15 protein-coding genes are annotated in these 19,839 nt (G+C 36.2%); 14 read left to right on the top strand and 1 reads right to left on the bottom strand.

Annotated features, from left to right (window positions below; translation table 11 throughout):
- The first annotated feature begins 14 nt into the window (after positions 1-14).
- The 12 genes from J6O61_RS03760 to J6O61_RS03815 all read left to right on the top strand — a co-directional run bounded on the left by J6O61_RS03760 (position 15) and on the right by J6O61_RS03815 (position 12,616).
- The gene (locus J6O61_RS03760) at positions 15-1,883 is read left to right on the top strand and encodes a glycoside hydrolase family 27 protein (RefSeq protein WP_292209783.1); all 1,869 of its coding nucleotides are present in this window, start codon (positions 15-17) and stop codon (positions 1,881-1,883) included.
- A 40-nt stretch (positions 1,884-1,923) separates the two neighbouring features.
- A complete protein-coding gene (locus tag J6O61_RS03765; RefSeq protein WP_292209786.1) occupies positions 1,924-2,325 on the top strand; it encodes a hypothetical protein in 402 nt (133 codons plus the stop codon).
- A 151-nt stretch (positions 2,326-2,476) separates the two neighbouring features.
- A complete protein-coding gene (locus tag J6O61_RS03770; RefSeq protein WP_292209788.1) occupies positions 2,477-2,980 on the top strand; it encodes a hypothetical protein in 504 nt (167 codons plus the stop codon).
- A 99-nt stretch (positions 2,981-3,079) separates the two neighbouring features.
- On the top strand, positions 3,080-4,108 hold the full coding sequence (locus J6O61_RS03775) for a glycoside hydrolase family 5 protein (RefSeq protein ID WP_292209791.1): 1,029 nt from the start codon (positions 3,080-3,082) through the stop codon (positions 4,106-4,108).
- A gap of 199 nt (positions 4,109-4,307) precedes the next feature.
- Complete coding sequence (locus tag J6O61_RS03780) at positions 4,308-4,667, top strand: ArsR/SmtB family transcription factor (protein ID WP_292209793.1); 360 nt, start codon at positions 4,308-4,310, stop codon at positions 4,665-4,667.
- A gap of 39 nt (positions 4,668-4,706) precedes the next feature.
- Complete coding sequence (locus J6O61_RS03785) at positions 4,707-4,925, top strand: cation transporter (protein WP_292209797.1); 219 nt, start codon at positions 4,707-4,709, stop codon at positions 4,923-4,925.
- Between the two features lie 69 nt (positions 4,926-4,994).
- The gene (locus J6O61_RS03790; RefSeq protein WP_292209800.1) at positions 4,995-6,881 is read left to right on the top strand and encodes a heavy metal translocating P-type ATPase; all 1,887 of its coding nucleotides are present in this window, start codon (positions 4,995-4,997) and stop codon (positions 6,879-6,881) included.
- 13 nt (positions 6,882-6,894) lie between these two features.
- Entirely contained in the window at positions 6,895-8,838 is a 1,944-nt protein-coding gene (locus J6O61_RS03795; protein WP_292209802.1) for a serine hydrolase domain-containing protein, read from the top strand.
- A gap of 112 nt (positions 8,839-8,950) precedes the next feature.
- Entirely contained in the window at positions 8,951-9,769 is an 819-nt protein-coding gene (locus J6O61_RS03800) for a purine-nucleoside phosphorylase (RefSeq protein ID WP_292209806.1), read from the top strand.
- Positions 9,770-9,792: 23 nt separating this feature from the next.
- Complete coding sequence (locus tag J6O61_RS03805) at positions 9,793-11,466, top strand: MutS-related protein (protein WP_292209809.1); 1,674 nt, start codon at positions 9,793-9,795, stop codon at positions 11,464-11,466.
- Between the two features lie 53 nt (positions 11,467-11,519).
- Positions 11,520-12,008, top strand: a complete 489-nt coding sequence (rnhA, locus tag J6O61_RS03810) for a ribonuclease HI (RefSeq protein ID WP_292209811.1) — start codon at positions 11,520-11,522, stop codon at positions 12,006-12,008.
- On the top strand, positions 12,005-12,616 hold the full coding sequence (locus J6O61_RS03815) for a metallophosphoesterase (protein ID WP_292209814.1): 612 nt from the start codon (positions 12,005-12,007) through the stop codon (positions 12,614-12,616). The genes rnhA and J6O61_RS03815 overlap by 4 nt, the downstream gene beginning before the upstream one ends.
- A gap of 26 nt (positions 12,617-12,642) precedes the next feature.
- Here the strand turns inward: J6O61_RS03815 and fsa are convergent, their stop codons facing one another.
- On the bottom strand, positions 12,643-13,296 hold the full coding sequence (gene fsa, locus J6O61_RS03820; protein ID WP_022774517.1) for a fructose-6-phosphate aldolase: 654 nt from the start codon (positions 13,294-13,296) through the stop codon (positions 12,643-12,645).
- Between the two features lie 298 nt (positions 13,297-13,594).
- Between fsa and J6O61_RS03825 the strand changes: the two genes are divergently transcribed.
- Together J6O61_RS03825 and J6O61_RS03830 are read left to right on the top strand one after the other, a co-directional pair.
- Positions 13,595-19,207, top strand: a complete 5,613-nt coding sequence (locus J6O61_RS03825) for a hypothetical protein (RefSeq protein ID WP_292209817.1) — start codon at positions 13,595-13,597, stop codon at positions 19,205-19,207.
- A 79-nt stretch (positions 19,208-19,286) separates the two neighbouring features.
- Positions 19,287-19,787, top strand: a complete 501-nt coding sequence (locus J6O61_RS03830) for a sortase (RefSeq protein WP_292209819.1) — start codon at positions 19,287-19,289, stop codon at positions 19,785-19,787.
- Positions 19,788-19,839: the final 52 nt, after the last annotated feature.

The raw sequence follows: 19,839 nt of genomic DNA on the forward strand, positions 1-19,839 counted from the left end.
TATGGGAGTAAAAAATGGGGTATGAGAATTTAAGTCCGGATAAACTACAGGCAGAAGGTAGGTTTGAGTCTTTTGACAACGGCAAAGTATTGTATGGTAAAAAGAAAAATAAGCTTCCGGCAATGGGGTGGAACAGCTGGAATGCTTTCGGAAGCGGAAACACAGAAAATCTTACCAGGGAAATGGCTGATAAATTTATTGAACTTGGGCTGGATAAGCTTGGATATGAGTACATTATTTTGGATGATGGCTGTTATAAATCAGAGAGAGTCGATGAAAAGCTTTCCAATGAAGAGGTAAAGTTTCCAAGTGGGTTTAAGGCTCTTTCTGCTTATATTCATGAAAAGGGCCTTAAGTTTGGAATGTACAATGACATAGGAACCAATCTTTGTGCCGGGGCGCAGGTTGGAACCTGTGGATATGAGGCTCTTGATGCAGCAAGCTATATTGAATGGGAAGTAGATTTTTTAAAGGTCGATAACTGCTATTATCCATTTGATAATGCGACGTTTTCTAACAAAGAGAATGCAAGATATGTTTTTGCACCAAATATAAAAGCCATAAAGGTATGGGCTAAAAATGGCTCTTTTAAAAAGGTATATAGCGCTGTTAAGGATGGTGTTATTGTCGGGAAAAGAGCTGCCAAAATTGACGTCAAAGATGAGACATTAAATAATAAATATGAAATTGGCGGTTATGTTACAGGCATAGGAACCTTTGACGGAACAGGTCCTGATGCAACACCTGTTGGGATTCAGAGCAGTGAGCTTATTTTTAATGTTGATGTGCCAAGTGATGGTGACTATTTTGTTGCAGTAGAGTATGCAACCGACAAGGAAGAAGGCGTTGGAGAATGGCTGCAGCTGATGGCCGGTGGCGAGATGATTTTTGATGGCTTCTTAAAGGAGACCGAAAAGAATGATTTCTTTGTCTGGTCAATAGATAATGATAATTCTGCAGATTATTCTGCTTCATCCAAAATGTGGAATGTAAAACTATGCAAGGGAATCAATGAGATTAAAATCATGAACCATAGAAGGCAGGAGAATACGCTTAATTCATATGGGCGTCTCCTAAAAGAGCTTAAGAAGATTGCTCCTGATAGAGATATATATTATTCTGCCTGTGAATGGGGAAAAACTCAGCCTCAGAACTGGGCTAAAAAGGTTTGTGATTCCTGGAGAATTTTAAATGACATTACTTTCAGAGTCGGAAGTGATGGAAATCCCGGTCACGGTGACTGGACATCTGATTATACAACGAGCGTGACAGCGCAGTATAACAAAGCTGTAATTATGGATGAGTTTGCGGGATTTCAAAAGGGCTGGAATGATCCGGATATGCTAATGATTGGTATGGATGGTCTTAATGAAACTCAGTGCAAAACCCACATGGCTATGTGGTGTATGATGAACTCTCCTCTTATGCTGGGCCTTGATCTTAGGAGAGTTACTAAAGATGATTGGATTTATAACATCATCACCAATAAGAAACTTATTTCATTAAATCAGGATGCACTTGGAATACAGGCAAAGCGTGTTTACTCAAGTATTGAAGCTTTCGATCCTTCAAAAGAGTATATAAGAGATAATGACAGAATAGATATTCTTGTTAAGCCTCTTTCAGATGGCAGGTTTGCAATTAGCTTTATTAATCTTTCCGATAAGGATATAGACGATACCTTAAAAATATCTTTTGCTGATATACTTAAAGCCTTTGAAGGAAGCGATAGTTTAAAAGAACTAAAAAGGCTTGATGAGGTGACTTGCTTTGAATGTGAGGATGTTTATAGTACAGATACAGTAAAGGTTATGGATGGATGCTTTGAAGCCAAAGGCCTTAAGGCATTCGATAATAAGACTTATATTATTTCATCTATCTGAACTGATGGACTTTTACAAGTTGTTTTATGGGATTTTTTCAATGAATAGTCAGGAGTTTGCACAGAAACTTATTTCTTTATATCAGAAGGAAAATGACCGGGAGCTTACATATGAAGCTCTCGGTCCGTATTTGTGTGAAATTATTGAAAGTGATGCAGGTGCCTATAAGATGCCTCTCCGTAAAAATACAATGGCAAGAATACTGCATGAATTCTATAAAAATATTCTTCAAATGGAAGACCTCGACTGGCAGGATGCCGGAAAGTTTCCGGATATTTATGATTGCAAAGTTTGTGCCAATTCTCTTGCACAGTGTTATGTTCGCGGGCTTATAACGCCGAGGAAGCATTCTGAAAACTCATGGATTTTGGGAGCAGATGATTTGGTATCCGATATTGAAATAAAAGAAATATTGAAAAAAATAAATTATGATCAGAATTAGTATGACTTCTTGAATCAACAATTCAAGAATGCAAGAGATACTGTAAAAAAATGAACAGACGAAAAAATTTGAAATTTTTTTTGCCACATATTTTTTCACTTCGTATAAATTACTGTAATCAAAAATATGACATTTCGGAGGAAAAAATATTATGAAGAAGATCGGTTTACTTATGGCAGGTGTTGTTTTAGCAGTATCTCTTACAGCTTGTGCAACAGAGTCTACATCTACAACAACATTTAATGTGACAACAACTACAGATGAGGGCACAACAGAATATAACTATAGTTCTGAATATGCAAACGGAGAGTTCTCAAGTTCAGAAGAGTATGTAGAATATAATAATGATATCAACTGCAATATCGTTGACGGTGTTGCATATATTACAGCTCCTTACAGAACTGATCTTTGGTGTGAAGAAATTGTATATGTAGATGATGTTGAAATTTGCGCTACAGATGCAGAAGAAGGCGTGTATTATGCGTCAAATCTTCCTATCATTAAAGATGGTGTAACAAAGATATTTGTTGCACAGTATGATGAAGATGAGGGAGATGCCTTTGCATATGCTGTATTTACATTATCTGTAAAAGATGGATATTTTGATACTGTTGAGGAAGCATATGTTGTTGACTCTATAAATGACATGATTTGAGCAATATATAGTGTGAAATACCCCTCCACCTATGATAATATATCAGTGTACTGACTCAGAAAGATAAGTGAGACATTACACAAGGTGGAGGGATTTTTTATGAAAAGATTTAATGGCTATATGCACGGGGTTAATCTTGGCGGTTGGCTTTCTCAGTGCAATCACACAAAAGAACGTTATGACAATTTTATTAAGGAAGAGGATTTTAAAGTAATTAAGTCCTGGGGGCTTGATCATATCAGAATTCCAGTAGACTACAATCTTGTAGAAGATGATGCAGGCAATTATATAGAAAGTGGTTTTGGATATATTCAAAGAGCTATTGACATCTGCAGGGAGCTTGGGCTTAACGTTGTTCTTGATCTTCACAAGACCTATGGCTACAGTTTTGATGCCGGTGAAAACGAATCGGGCTTTTTTGATAATGCCGATTATCAGAACAGATTTTATAAGTTGTGGGAAGAGTTTGCGAAAAGATTTGGAAAAGATTCCGATATAGTTGCTTTCGAACTTCTTAATGAAGTTACCAAGAAAGAATACTGTGATAAATGGAATGAGATATCTTACGAATGTATCAGGAGAATCAGAAAATATTCGCCTGATGTGAAGATTCTTGTGGGTGGATATTACAATAACAGTATTGAAGCGCTAAAGGATCTGGCTGCGCCTTTTGACGAGAATGTTGTTTATAACTTCCATTGTTATGAACCGCTTATTTTTACTCATCAGGGTGCTAACTGGATTGATACAATGGATACATCTTTCAGAATGCCATATGATTCTTCATACGCTACATATATCGAGAACAATGACAGAGAACTTGATCATATAACAGGAGATATGTCATCCTACGATAAAGAAGAACATATAAGTGCCGCATATTTTGATGATTATCTGTCTGAAGCAGTAAAAATTGCAGAAGACAGGGATGTGATGCTGTATTGCGGAGAGTATGGAGTTATTGACAGAGCAACTCCGGAAGATGCCCTCAAATGGTACACTGATATCTGCGGCTGCTTTGATAAATATGGAATCGGACGTGCTGCGTGGAGCTATAAAGAAATGGACTTTGGACTTTCTGATGAACGCATGAAAGGCATAATTGATAAGCTGATCAAGCTGCTTTGATTGGTAAAAGAGTGTTTCACTGTATTGTGGAACGCTCTTTTCATTTTTTACGCAGTTATCAGTAAAAATATATTGACAAGCATAGGTACAGGTTTTATATTTAACATATGAACAATCATTCATATGTTCATTGGATTTATTGATTATATTTTATAGATTATGTTTCTGTATTCTATTATATTTTGAAAGGAGGAAAGCGTTGGCAATTACTGATGTTGAGTGTTGTGAAGAACAACATGTACATACTGATATCACCGATAAAGCTAAAAAAGACATGCCAGGTGAAGATGAGCTATATGATTTGGCGGAGCTTTTTAAAATATTTGGCGATTCAACAAGAATAAAGATTTTATTTGCTCTGTTTGAAGAAGAAATGTGTGTTTGTGATATAGCTGATACTCTTAACATGACTCAGTCGGCAATATCTCATCAGCTTAGGATTTTAAAACAGAGTAAGCTCGTAGGAAACAGACGGGAAGGAAAATCAGTTATATATTTTCTGGCAGATGACCATGTTAGAACTATTATCGATCAAGGACTTAATCATATTGAGGAATGATTGGTAAAAAATATTCCAAGAAGTGAAAGGGGTTAAATTATGAAGAAAACATACAAATGCGAAGTTGATTGTGCAAACTGTGCAGCCAAGATGGAAGAAGCTATTAAGAAAATTGATGGAGTATTAAATGCAAGAGTTAATTTCATGACTCAGAAGCTTATGCTTGAGGCAGCTGATGATGTATATGAAAAAGTTCTTGATGAGGCAATTAAAGCTTGCAAGAAGGTTGAGCCTGATTGTGAGATTGAGACAGCGTAAACTTATAAAGGAGTCATAGCAATATGGCTCCTTTATAAATTTAGTTTTTATGAAACGGCAGGATAAGTTATGACTAAAAAACAAAAGAAAACCAGAAACAGAATACTTGTAGTACTTTCACTTTTTATCATTTTGCTGATAGCAGATAAAACAGGACTTTTTGAAAACATTCCGGAACTTGTAGTATTTTTTATCTACCTGATTCCATACATTATTATTGGATATGATGTTATAAGAAAAGCTGCAATAAATATCAGCCACGGACAAGTTTTTGATGAAAACTTTCTTATGATGATTGCAACATTTGGAGCATTTGGTATAAGGGAGTATTCTGAAGCTTTGGCAGTTATGCTTTTTTATCAGGTTGGAGAGCTTTTCCAGAGTGTTGCTGTAGGTAAATCAAGGCAGTCAATTTCGGATATGATGAGTATTGCTCCGGAAGTAGCTGTTGTTATAAGAGATGACGGAAGCACAGAGGAAGTAGATCCGGAAGAGGTATCTGTCGGAGACATGCTCCTTATAAAGGCAGGAGAAAAGATTCCTGTTGATTCCGTTGTCTGTGAAGGAGAGTCGTTTGTTGATACAGCTGCACTTACAGGTGAATCTGTTCCAAGAAAGGTTACAGTAGGCGATGATATTATAAGCGGCTGTGTAAATGGAGAAGGTGTGCTTAAAATCAAGGCAACAAAGGCCTATGAAGACTCAACTGTTGCCAAGATTTTAGAACTTGTCGAAAATGCAAGCAACAAAAAGTCCAGAATGGAAAATTTTATTACAAGATTTGCCCGTTACTACACACCTGTAGTTACGATAGGTGCTGTACTTCTTGCTTTTCTTCCTCCGCTTTTGGGACAGATTGCAATTTCAGACAGCATCAGAAGAGCATGCGTTTTTCTTATTGTATCTTGTCCTTGTGCGCTTGTCATTTCAGTACCTCTGGGATTTTTTGGAGGAATCGGTGCTGCATCCAAGATTGGTGTACTTATAAAGGGCAGCAACTATCTTGAGGCAGCATCCTATGTTGACAAAGTTGTATTTGACAAGACAGGAACCCTTACTCTTGGTGAATTTAAGGTGGCAAGTGTCAATCCGTTTAACGGTATTACTGAAGATGAGCTTTTGAAGATTGCTGCAATTGGAGAGAGTGTATCAAATCATCCGATTGCAAAATCTATCATTACGGCATATAAAGAAAAAAACGGTGATGCATTGATTGACGCATCAAATGCAAATGCCAAAGAGATTGCCGGACATGGTATTTCTGCAATTTATGAGGGAAAAGAGCTTCTTCTGGGAAATGCAGGTCTTCTGGAGGAAAAGAATATTTCTTTTATGGCTCCGAATGAGTATGGAACAGTTATATATGTTTCCCTTGACGGCAAATTCATAGGCTCCATCGTTATATCCGATGTTATTAAGCCTGAAGCCAAAGACGCAATTTCCGCCATGAAAAAAGTTGGTGTCAAAAAGGCTGTTATGCTTACGGGAGACAGGAAATACACAGCTGATTATGTGGCTGCTCAGGTTGGCATTGATGAGATATATTCAGAGCTTCTTCCTGCGGATAAAGTTGACAGGGTTGAAAAAATGCTAAGCGAAGCGGATAATAGAAGTAATTTAGCCTTCGTTGGAGATGGTATCAATGATGCCCCGGTTCTTATGCGAGCAGATGTAGGTATTGCTATGGGATCTCTTGGAAGCGATGCCGCAATAGAGGCTGCTGATATTGTTATTATGGATGATGATATTCGCAAGATTTCGTCAGTTATAAAGATTGCCCGTAAGACAATTACTATTGTAAAAGAGAACATTGTTTTTGCTTTGGGAGTAAAAATCTTGATACTTATTCTTGGAGCCATTGGAATAGCATCCATGTGGCTTGCTGTTTTCGGAGATGTCGGAGTTGCGGTTCTTGCGATTCTTAACTCAATGAGGGCAATGAAAATAGATAAGTGAGGTAATTAAATATATGGCGAGAGCAGGACTTGACGTTGGAGAACTTCTAGTGAAGCTGATGACCCGGGAGACCGGTGAGATCAGCAAGGTTGACTATGCACCTCAAAAGCCTGAATTTATTAACAGCTTTGTGCGTGGAGAACAGTTTTTAGTCAGAAAAACACCGGAGTCTCAAGGCGTAAGTTCTGCTTTTTTTACGGATTTAATCAGAGTTTTATCAGAGAACAAAGAATGCAACATGCACAAGCTGATGTTTGTAAGGCATGGCTTTGTTATTGCGGAATGCGCTTTTGAACCCTATGAGATGGATATATGGCATGTGTCCTATTCAATGTGTAAAAGTATTGTGGGGATGGCAATAGGTCTTTTGGTTGAAGAAGGAAAGCTCTCAACAGATACGAAATTAAATGACATATTCAGTACGAGAATGGGACCTCTGGGGTTTCTTAAAAAGAATGTAACTGTAGAAAATCTTCTTAATATGTCCAGTGGGGTTGAGTTTAATGAAGCCGGAGCTATAAGTGGCAATGACTGGAGAAAAGAGTTTTTAAATTCCGGTTTTAAATTTGAACCCGGAACAGCTTTTGAGTATAACAGTATGAATACATACATGCTGTCAGCTATTGTTACCGAGATTACAGGTAAGTCTCTTTTTGAATTCTGTAAAGAGAGGATATTTGAGCCTCTTGGAATAAAAAGGGTATATTGGGAAAGTTGTCCTCAAAGCATTACAAAAGGTGGATGGGGACTTTTTATGAGGACTGAGGACATGGCTAAGCTCGGTGTTCTTTATCTTCAAAAGGGTAGATGGAATGGACAGCAGATAATTCCGGAAAGTTGGGTTAACAGGTCAACTTCCTGGCAGATAGAAACAGGAAAAGATGACAATGAGCACTATGGTTATCAGATTTGGATAAATGATGACAGACAAGGCTCCTATGCTTTTAACGGTATGCTTGGGCAAAACGTATTTGTTTATCCTGATATTGATATGGTTGTTGTGACTAACGCAGGAAATAGTGATATTTTCCAGACCAGTCTTATGGCTGTAACTATAAGAAAATATATGAAGAGTTCAATAGAAGCATTTGATCATCCGCTTCCCGAAGATTTTGCTTCTCTTTCAGAGCTTAAAGCAATTTGCAAATCCGTTAGCGGAAGAACTACTGATTTTCCTGTTATTTTAAATGGCGGTTACAAGAAAAAGAGTATAGCCATGACAACAGGAAACACCAGAAAAAGAGAGGTTTTTGTCACTACAAAGAGAGCATCCTTTAAATCATCGTTATATTCTTACAATAATGTCACTGAAAATCTTCTTATAGACAGATGGCTTTCAAAGCTTGATGGGAAGACATATGATCTTGATGTTACAGGAATCGGTATTTTCCCTCTTATGATGCAGATTGTACATAATAACTTTACAGATGGCATACATAAGGTTGGGTTTAGAAGGGGAGACAATAACTCATTTTATATTGAAGTATATGAGGGCGAGACTATTTTTAGTCTGCGATGCGGCTTTGGCGGTCACAGATATAATAGTCTTATCAATATGCATGGCGAAAAATATATTGTTTCGCTGGCTTCTTTTTGCAAAAGAGATGAGTATAACAGATTTGTTCTGCGTAATGAAATTTATTTTCTTGAAGAAGCATGTACCAGAGTATTTAATATTTATTTTGAAGATGATGCCATTGACAGAGATGATCGTAAGGGTACATTTATTCATCCTTCGGTGCCTTCATCAATCGAGATCAGATTCAGAGAAATCCCGGGAACAGATATGCTTATGACTACTTTAGATAATCTTGCTCCTGATACATTCGGAGGGATGACAGGAATGATTTATAACAGATTTCTTAAAGGTGGCATGAAGGGGATTCTTAACGAAGCCATAAAAAACACTATGCAACCGGTTGTCAAGGGGACTTTATGCCTGACGGATACCCGATAAAGCTCCGGTCAAGTTAATATGAAGACAACTGCGCCGGTATTGTAGCGCTACAGTTCCCTGGTATGATATACTGATTTAGTGTTTTATAAAAAGAAAATGCGAGGTAAAATCTATGAATTATGAAAAATTATTGGCTTGCAAAGATGCAGTTAGAAAAAAGACAGATTTTGTTCCTGATGTAGCGCTTGTTTTGGGATCAGGACTTGGCGGATTTGCAGATAATATAAAAATTGAAACTGAGATTGAGTATAAGGATATTCCGGGATTTCCTGTTTCAACAGTACCGGGCCATGCCGGCAAATTTATTTTTGGATATCTTGGTGATGTAAAGATTGTCTGCATGAAGGGAAGAGTGCATTTTTACGAGGGATACGATATAGGAGATGTGGTTCTTCCTGCAAGACTTATGGGGCTTCTTGGAGCCAGAATTTTATTCCTTACTAATGCCGCAGGCGGTCTCGGACAGGGATTTAAGGCAGGCGACCTTATGCTTATAACGGATCACGTTTCGATTTTTGCGCCCAATCCGCTTATCGGACCAAATCTTGATGAACTTGGACCGAGATTCCCCGATATGTCAGAGGTATATAAGAAGGACCTTCAGGATATTATCAGAAATACCGCAAAAGAAAATGGTATTGATCTTAAGGAAGGCGTATACTGTCAGCTTACAGGTCCATCATTTGAATCACCTGCAGAGATCAGACTTCTTCAGGGACTTGGAGTTTCTGCAGTCGGCATGAGTACAGTTAATGAGGCTATTGCAGCCAATCACATGGGTCTTAAAGTTTGCGGCGTTTCATGTATCAGTAATCTTGCTTCAGGACTTTCAGAGAATCCTCTTTCACATGAGGAAGTTCAGGAGGCAGCTGATAAAACAGCTCCGTTATTTACAAAGCTTGTTACAGAATCTATCAGAAAGTTCAAGTAAAATAAAAGGATAAATATACATCTATGGAGAGCATAATTTTTTTATCTTTTCTTGTGGGCATATCTTTGGTTGCGTATTTACTGGGAGTCAGGGATCAGAAAACTTCTGAGAGGATTCTTTTAACCAGGCTTAAAAAGAATTTTGGAGAAGCACCAAAAAGAAACTATAAGTCTGATGATCTTGATCACATTGCAGGATACTTTAAAAATCACAAGGCCGATTATCAGATTGACGATACGACATGGAATGACCTTAATATGGACGGCGTTTTTGCCAGAATGAATTATTGCCTTAGTGCAACAGGCGAAGAGTACTTGTATCATATGCTAAGGACTCCTCTTACCGATGATGATTTTGAGGATCTTGAAAAAAAGGTTTCTTTTTTTCAAAAAGATGAAGATGCCAGAATAGGGCTGCAGCTATTATTTTCCAAAATTGGAAGAAACATCAGATATTCAATTTATGATTACATAGATTATCTTGAAGATGCTGCAAAGTTCAGTAATAAAGAACACTACTTGATGCTTATACTTATGGCACTTTCTATTTGCATTTGTTTTGTTAATTTTACTGTTGGATTTTTGGCATTGGTTGTACTTGTTGTTATTAATCTTATCAGATATTTTGCTGTTAAAGGTGATATTGAGCCATATCTTGCTTCTTACAGATATATTTTAAGAGTAATCAGATCTGTTAGTTTTTTTGAGAAGATTACTTATCCGGAATTAGGAGAAGATATTAAAAAACTAAAAAAGGCTGCGTCCGGGCTTAAGGGATTTACAAAGGGTTCATACATACTTATGTCGCAGAGCAGAATGAATTCCGGCGGTAACCCTGCGGAGCTTATTCTGGATTATATTCGTATAGCCACACATATTGACCTGATAAAGTTTAATCAGATGTATAAAGAAATAAGCCTTCACAGGGATGATCTTGATGAGATTCTTACTATTACAGGAAGAATTGAGGCATATATTTCTGTTGCCTGCTTTAGAGAGTCTTATAAAGGAAACTTTTGCATCCCTTCATTTGAAGGTGAAACATATGATGCAAAAGAGCTGATTCATCCTCTCATAGAAAACGCTGTTGCCAATGATATTTCTACAAAAGAGGGGATTTTGATCACCGGTTCAAATGCATCAGGTAAATCAACATTTCTTAAAACCTGCGCTATTAATACGGTTCTTGCACAGACTATTCATACAGTTCTGGGAAAAGAGTACAGGGCTCCTTTATATGAAGTTTATTCATCTATGGCACTTAAGGATGATATTTTTGAGGGCGACAGCTATTACATTGTTGAGATTAAGTCAATCAAGAGAATTCTTGATGCTGCCGCCATTTCCAAACATAAAGTTCTTTGCTTTGTAGATGAAGTTTTAAGAGGAACCAATACCATAGAGAGAATTGCTGCTTCAACAGAGATTCTTAAGACCTTTGTAACTTGTAATGTTACTTGTTTTGCAGCAACTCATGATATTGAGTTGACTACTCTTTTAAGTGACTATCTTGGTATATATCATTTTGAAGGAAATGTTTCTGAAAGAGACGTTCATTTTGATTATAAGATAAAGCCGGGACCTGCTACTAACAGAAATGCCATAAAACTTCTGGGAGTACTTGGCTATGATGAAAATATAGTAGACAAAGCTCAGGCACTTGCTGATAAGTTTTTAAAGGATGGAACCTGGAGTTAAACTTCGGCAGGATATGTATTTCGATATTATAAACAAGCAAAAGAGGTAATATTTTGAAAGTTGAATTGTATTCAGATGGATCAGCCAGGGGAAACCCGGATGGCCCGGGTGGCTTTGGAACTATACTCAGATATATTGACACCAAAGGTGTTAAGCATGAAAAAGAGCTTAGTGCAGGCTTTGATAAAACTACTAATAACCGAATGGAACTTTTAGGTGTTATCACAGGACTTGAATGTCTCAACAGGCCCTGTGATGTTGTTGTTATTTCAGACTCTCAGTATGTTCTTAAACCTTTTACTGACCACTGGCTTGATAATTGGATAAAAAAAGGCTGGAAAACCTCCGGTAACAAGCCTGTAAAAAATGTGGAGCTATGGAAGAGACTGCTGGAAGCAACAAAACCACATAACATTACATGGAAATGGGTAAAAGGACATAACGGACATCCGGAAAATGAAAGATGCGACGAACTCGCAACCACAGCGGCAGATCAGCCCAAAGAACTCCTAAAACACGATGATGGTGGTGATCTTAGATGATTTATTATATTGCGGATTGTCATTTTTATCACGCTGCGCTTAATACCAAAATGGATAAGCGCGGCTTTTTAGATGTTAATGAAATGAATGAATATATGATCCGCAAATGGAATGAAAAAGTTACAAATGCGGATACAGTTGTTATACTGGGAGATTTGTCTCTTGGAAATGTAGAAGAGACCAATGATCTTATACATAGGCTTAAAGGGAAACTATGTCTGATTATTGGAAATCACGATAAGTATGTAGGAAAGCCGGGATTTGATGCCGGAAGATTTGAATGGATAGATAATTACAGGGAGATTACAGATTCACAAAAGAAAGTAATATGCTGTCATTATCCTATGCCTTTTTATGAAGGACAGTACAGGAAACGTCACAACGGTGATCCCAAAACATATATGCTTTACGGTCATGTTCATGAGTCAAGAGATGAGATGCTTATGCAAAAGATTATTGATATGATAAGAAATAGTTCCTATATTCCTATCGGAAGTGAAAAAGAGGATTTTATTCCTTGTAATATGATCAATTGTTTTTGTAAACGATCCGATTACACACCACTAACATTGACAGAATGGATCAGGTATGAAAAAGGCGACGCATAACGCGTCGCCTTAATTATTGCAGAGTATTACTCACCGAATACTGCAAGATAATCCTTTTGGAATTTCTCAATTCCTGCATCTGTAAGAGGGTGATGAGTCATCTGCTCAATAACCTTGTAAGGAACTGTAGCGATATCAGCACCGGCAAGAGCACAGTCTGTTACGTGCATAGGATGACGAATTGATGCAGCAATGATCTCTGTCTGGATGTTGTGAATGTTGAAGATTTCTGCAACCTCTGAAATAAGATCTGTTCCGCGAACACTGATATCATCAAGTCTTCCAAGGAATGGGCTTACGAATGCGGCGCCTGCTCTTGCACAAAGAAGAGCCTGGTTAGCTGTAAAGATAAGAGTCATGTTAACCTTGATTCCTTCACTTGACAGAACCTTGCATGCCTTAAGTCCCTCAACAGTCATGGGAATTTTAACTACCATGTTCTTGTGAAGCTTGGCAATTTCTCTTCCCTCTGCAATCATTCCCTCCGCATCTGTAGTTGTAGCTTTAACTTCTCCGCTTATAGGTCCATCAACGATAGAAGCAATCTCTTTAACAACTTCATATACGTCACGGCCTTCTTTTGCTATAAGTGAAGGGTTAGTAGTAACACCACAAATAACACCCATGTCATTTGCTTTTTTAATTTCTTCAATGTTTGCTGTGTCAATAAAGAATTTCATACCTGTAACTCCTTTTAGAAAAATAGTTTTTGCATATGTAAAATATTTTACCACTTTTTTAATAACATTGATGGTTTTTTATTGCTCAATTTCTATCATTTTGTGCTTAGGTGTTGGTTTGTTCTTGAAATTTATTCATAAAAGTAGCGTTTTTGTTATAGGAACGGCTTTTATTATTCGACTTGTGGACGGTACACCGAATTACTTCACACAATTTACACAATTCAAACACTTATTTTTCATTTTAAGTTTCCATAATAGATAGCGTGCAATTTAAATTAATTATGAGGTTGTGTTAATGAAAAAGAATTTTTTAAAGATTATTTTATGTCTTACTTTATGCGTGAATCTATTCGGAACCGGCATAATATCACATGCAGATAGTACTGTTGATTCTAATAAATATATTCAGACTGAAGATACTGAAGGGGATAAAGAAGAAAACACAGATAATATAGAAAATACAGAAGAAAAACAAGAAAATACAGAAGAAACAGAAGATAGAAAAGAAAACACAGAAGATAAAACAGAAGAGACGGAAAATAGAGAAGAAAACATTGGAGAAAACACAGAAGAGATAGAAGATAAAGAAGAAAATATAGAGCTTGATAAAGAAGATGAAACAGAAGATAAAAAAAGGGGAGAAAATACAGAAACTGTTATTGAATCGGATGACCGTTTGAAAGCAGAAAACATAACAGATAAAGAGTCTGAAGAGGTAGGTGATCAGGTTATTGAGAACAAAAAAGAAGAAACTGATAAAACTGAGGCTTCAGAAAATGAGCAGGAAGTAACAGTTAATATTGCCTCTGAAGTTACCGAAGAAAAAATAGCTGAAGTTGATGGCGTAGAATTTAAGTTTGTTGCCGGAGAGTATGAATTACCGGAAAATGCTGAATTTATCGTTGCTTCAAGAGATGCTGCCCAATTAGCGGATTCTGATGTTTTAAAAGAAAAACTGGATGAAGTAATTAAAACAAATAATGAAAACGAAAGGCTTGAATCGATTACAGGTATTAAAGCGTTTGATTTTTCTTTGTTATTGGACGATGAAGCCATAAGTAGTTTTGATGGTCAAACTATTGCAGTCAGACTTAGCACAGAAGTTATTGATTCCAATTCAAATTTTAAAATTTTCTATATTTCTGATGATGCCAGTAAAATCGAAGAGATTGATTATGAAAAAAAGGAAGATGGTATATACTTGTATACTACCCATTTTTCTACGTATGCCATTGTGTCATATGAAACTGCGACAGATGAAAATCCGGTAAATGAGTATGATTTAGTTGATTCGGTAAAATTTTTATTAAACGGAAATGAAGTTACATCAGATAGTACTATTTCGCTTTCAGATAAATTTAAAATTAAATACTTACTAAAGAGTCCTTTGTCTTTGAATTATAGTGAAGAATTTCAAGATGATGCCGGTAAGATCTATATAAGTCAAGGAAATACATACAAGTTACCATCTTTAAGTGATTCATCTTTTGATTTGGAATCAATCGAAACTTTTAGTGTGTATGTAAATGATAATGGAAAGGAGGTTGAATTTGGGCAGGTTACTGTTGGAAGTGGTGGAAGTGTAGATTTAAATGTAACATACGAATCAAATAAAGAAGTATATGATGTTTACATTGAAATAGAGTTTGGCTTAAATGCTGATTTGATAGGTAGTAACACAAAATATGAGTTTACAATACCAACCGCCAATGGCACAACAACGGTAATGCCTTTAATAAATGAAAATCAACCCAAGACCCCGACTATCACAAAAAAAGCCGGCAACCTGGATGAGAATGATGACATCACATGGACTGTTACAATTAAAAATGATTCAAATCCCATTGAATATACTAATGGATATATTTTTAAAGATTCATTTAGTTCTAATCAAAGCTATGTGACAGATTCTTTTAAGGTAAATAGTTCTGCAGCAACACCAAGCGTATCAGATGGAACAATAACATATAACTTTACAGATAATGGGGCTGATGCGACTACATGTATAACATACAAGACCCATGTTGATTTTTTATCCAGTGGTTCTACGCAAAATGGAACAATCAGTTTAGATGTCGAAAATAATGCTGAACTATATGATGCAGATGATACTTCAAGTCCTATAGTTTCTAAAGCAGTAACTGAAACTGTATCAAAAGAACTTGCAAACTGGGTTCAAAAGGAAGGTGGAATCCTGAATTCTGACGGCGTGGCTTCTTGGACTATTACTGTTAATACTAATGGTTATAATCTGAAGAAATTAACTGTATATGATGTTTTTTCTACTGATAGTTCTACGACAATGACTTTGGATGAAAAAAGCGTAGTTGTTGTAGATACAGTAACAAATACTACATTGACTTCGGATGATTATGAAATCAATACGTCTGCATCCACTTCTGAAAATGGCAAATCTTATAATTGGTATTTAAGATTTAAAGGAACTGAAACTGACGGCAATTATGATTACAAGCTTTCAGGGAACCATATATATACAATTACGTACAAAACTAAAATAGAGGACTATATATCATTTTTACAGACGAACCATACTGTTATTCCGGGAAATATTGCTTTCCTTGAGTATGAATATGATTACACAGGAAATGGTGAATATAAACTTCTTTCCGGACCCACATTAGATAAAGTTGCTGTATCAGGAGCAGGAGTAGTTACTAAGGCTGCCATAGAAAAGAGTTGTTCGACCTATGATGCTTCGACACATAAGATAACATGGAAAATCGTAGTAAATAAAAACTATCAGGAGCTTACAAGCTCAAAAGTAACTGAGCTAATAGGAGATGGACAGGAATTTGATTCTATCAGTGATGTGACCTTGACAGATAGTAATGAAACTACCTCTTTACTAAATTTGACACAAAAGAGTAGTACAGATATTTTATCTGAAGGTGAATACTTTATTAATTCAGATGGAAATGTGGAAGTGTATTTTGGTGATAAGTTAAAAGGAGTAAGTGCATCATTTACAGTTGTAACAATACTTAAAGATGATCAGAGCGGAGTCTGGTCCGAAAACAACGATGGTACAACATATAAAAATACAGTGCAATTAGACTCTGATCAGCAGACAAACGTTACTGATACTGCCAGCTGCACATATAAGAGTACAGTTATAGAGAAAATAGCATCCGCCTTTAATTATGATACCCATGAAATAGAGTACACAATTACTGTAAATAGAAACAAAATGGCTATGAAAGAAGTAATTGTTACTGATGATATCGGCAGTTTAGGTTTGTCACTTGTAGATGGTTCCGTTACACTTGCCAAAGGAAGTGCAGAAGCTATTACGCTTTATGCGGATTCTTCTAATGAACCATATTATGAATATTCAGATGGAGTAATAAAGTTTTATCTTGATGATATTACTGATGTAGGCTCAGAAAGTGCTACTGAAACAATTACTTTTTCAGCCAAAGTAGATGATGGAGAAATATTTACATCTACAAATGGAGGAGTGGTCTCGGTTACAAATACAGCTGCTTTAACAACGAGTGATACAGTAAGTGAGGTACAGGTAAGTGCCACAACAAAATGGACTAATAAAATAATTGAAAAAATAGCATCAGTTGATGAAGAAACTAAAAAAATCTCTTATACTGTCTATTTTAACGGTAATAAGCAAATACTCCCTTCTAATCTTATTATAAGAGATACTTTAGGAGCTGATCTTTCACTTGATGAGGCTTCTGTTAAGCTTTATACAGGTCAGATAGATGGTAGCAATGGAACTATAACATCTACAGAAAATGAAGAGACCGGTTATAGTGTTGAGATTTCACCGGATGGTGAAAAGACAAGACTTGATGTATATCTTCCTGAAAGAACGGAAAATAAAAATATTTATGTATTAACTTATACGGCGATGCCCGTAGATATTACAAGTGGTGGCGATTATACGAATGCAGTTCAGTTAGTAGGCTATACTAATTCCGATACCAATAACGCCTCTACAGATCTTTCATATACAGCTTTTGGTGGCGGATGGATTGTAACTCCGCAATATCTCATTGTTACTGTTGTTGATAAAGATGACAATGATATTAAAATTTCAGGCGCCAAGTTTGATGTACTTAATGAGAGTGGTGAGACAGTTGCTTCCATAACAAGTAAGGCAAATGGTAAAGCTACACTTGTAGGTAAATTGGCAGCTGGTTCTGATTACACTTTGAAAATGCAGGAAGAATCTATTCCTGAATATTATGAATATAATGATGAAGAAGTGTCTTTTTCAACAAATACGTCAGGTGGAATTGATAATGCTACTACTGTGACATTTGAACTTGAAAAGATGTCTGAAGAAGTAAGTATACAGAAAGTTGACAGTTATAATGAAGTACTAACCGGAGTTAACTTATCAATATCAAGAATACTTACTGATGGATCAACTGTTACTGATAAGTTTACAACTGAAAGCCTGGCATATTCTTTTGATGCTTCATATGGTGTAGTTTACACTTTAAGTGAAGCTATAGAGGATGTTCCTTTCGGATATGATAAGGCAGATGATATTCTTTTTAAAATAGGTGATGACGGAAAGCTTAATATATATGATAAAGCAACTGATAAATACGTCACATTTGATAATTATGAGATTCAAATGGTAGACAGGAATCTTGATACATATTCCTTTACAGTGGATATAGTAGATGAGGATGGAACAAGCTTAAGCGGAGGTGAAATTTCAGTTACCAATTTGGCTGACTCATCTTTAATAGGAACTTATATTACTTCAGGTAAAGCCGTTAGGATATCTCTACCTTCAGGCACATATTCTGTTAGACAAAGCGAAATCCCTTATGGGTATCTGGCGTCTTCGGATCAGGAACTAATAATACGAATTGATGATAATGGAAATATTTATACGCTTAAAAATACAGAAGATGAAGTAGGGGAAAAGAGTGAATCTAAAGAATTTCAGTTTATAGATATTGTTGATGATACGATACAAGCTGAAATTGAGTTTAAAGAGGTTGATGACCTGGGGAACCCTCTGGAAAATGTTGAGATTACACTTTATCGGTTGGAAAACAATGAAAATAGTGCTGATGTGGTGACAAGCTGGATTTCAGATGGAACTTCAAATATTCTTTTACTTAATTACCAGAAAGTGTATGTTTTAAAAGAAGTCTTAAAGGATTTTGATGGAAATGAAACTGCAATATCTGTAAAATTAACTGTCATTCCGATAGTCAATGGTGATGTTGTTCAGAATGTTTTAATGTCTATTTCAGAAGATGGTTCAACTACAGAATTGGAAGAACTGACTATCAGTGTTAAATTACCTGAAATTCCAAAGGAGACTGAAAACATTCCAAGTGCAGAGCCTGAACCTGAAAACATTCAGGAAGAAATCAAACCTACTTCGGATACGGAGCCAAAGTCTGAAAATAATCAGGAAGAAAATGCTGTAGTTATTCCTGTTGCTAAAAATGAAGATAGTACTCAACCTAAAACAGATATAGATAATAATCAGGAAACTGTTTCTGAAAAAGAAGAAGTGGATGATGCAGCTGCCGGTAATTCTTCCGAAGAAAATAATAAAGACATAACTGAAAATAATACATCAGATGAAGTGACAGATTCACAAAGTTCAACAAATCCTGATGAGTGGAACGATGACTCGGATGAGTACAGAACTGAAGAAACAGATAGCGATAATGATACAGATACAGGTAGTAGTTCAAATTCAGTGTTAGAAAACATTTTAAATGCACTTTCAGGAGAACTTAGTGCTGATGAAATGGATCTTCCTGATGTACAAGGAGCTTATCTTGCAAAAACAGGCGGCTTCATTGGAACAGTTTTTGCTTACATTTTCGGATTTATACTGATTATTTTTGGTTGCCTTGTCTTGTTTAGAAAGAAAAAAGTTAATGAAAAATAAGGTTTTTAGAATAATCAACTCATGCATTGGTATTTTGATCATATGTATTGGGACGTTAATTATACTGGCCTCAATACAATTGAACGTAGAGCAAAACCATACTAATGAAGAAATTGAAAAAATAAAGCAGAAGAGAAATGAGTATTATAAGACAGGTGTTTTAGACACTGCGGATATTACTGAGGATAATACTAATGAATACATTTTAAGGATTCCCTCTATAGACAGTGAGAATCTTGTTGTTGAAGGAACCACAAATGAATCATTAAAAAATGCACTTGGACATGAAAATGATACTTCATTACCCGGTGAATCAGGGAATTGCGTCATCGCAGGACATAGGAACTATACATTCGGAAAATTCTTTAACAGACTTAATGAAGTTGAAATTGGAGATATGATCTATATTGATACAGCCACTGAGTCTTTTGGATATAGAGTTTGCGAAATAAAGACTGTTGATCCTGATGATGTAGAAATCCTGGAAAATACGGATAAAGAAATTCTGACGCTTTACACCTGTACTCCTATATATATAGCCACTCAAAGACTTGTTGTAGTAGCTGAAAGAATTCTTTAAAATATATACATTCTTGAATCAACAATTCAAGAATGCATCAACCAAGCCATTT

It is taken from the genome of Butyrivibrio sp. (assembly GCF_017635265.1).
GTDB lineage: Bacteria > Bacillota > Clostridia > Lachnospirales > Lachnospiraceae > Butyrivibrio.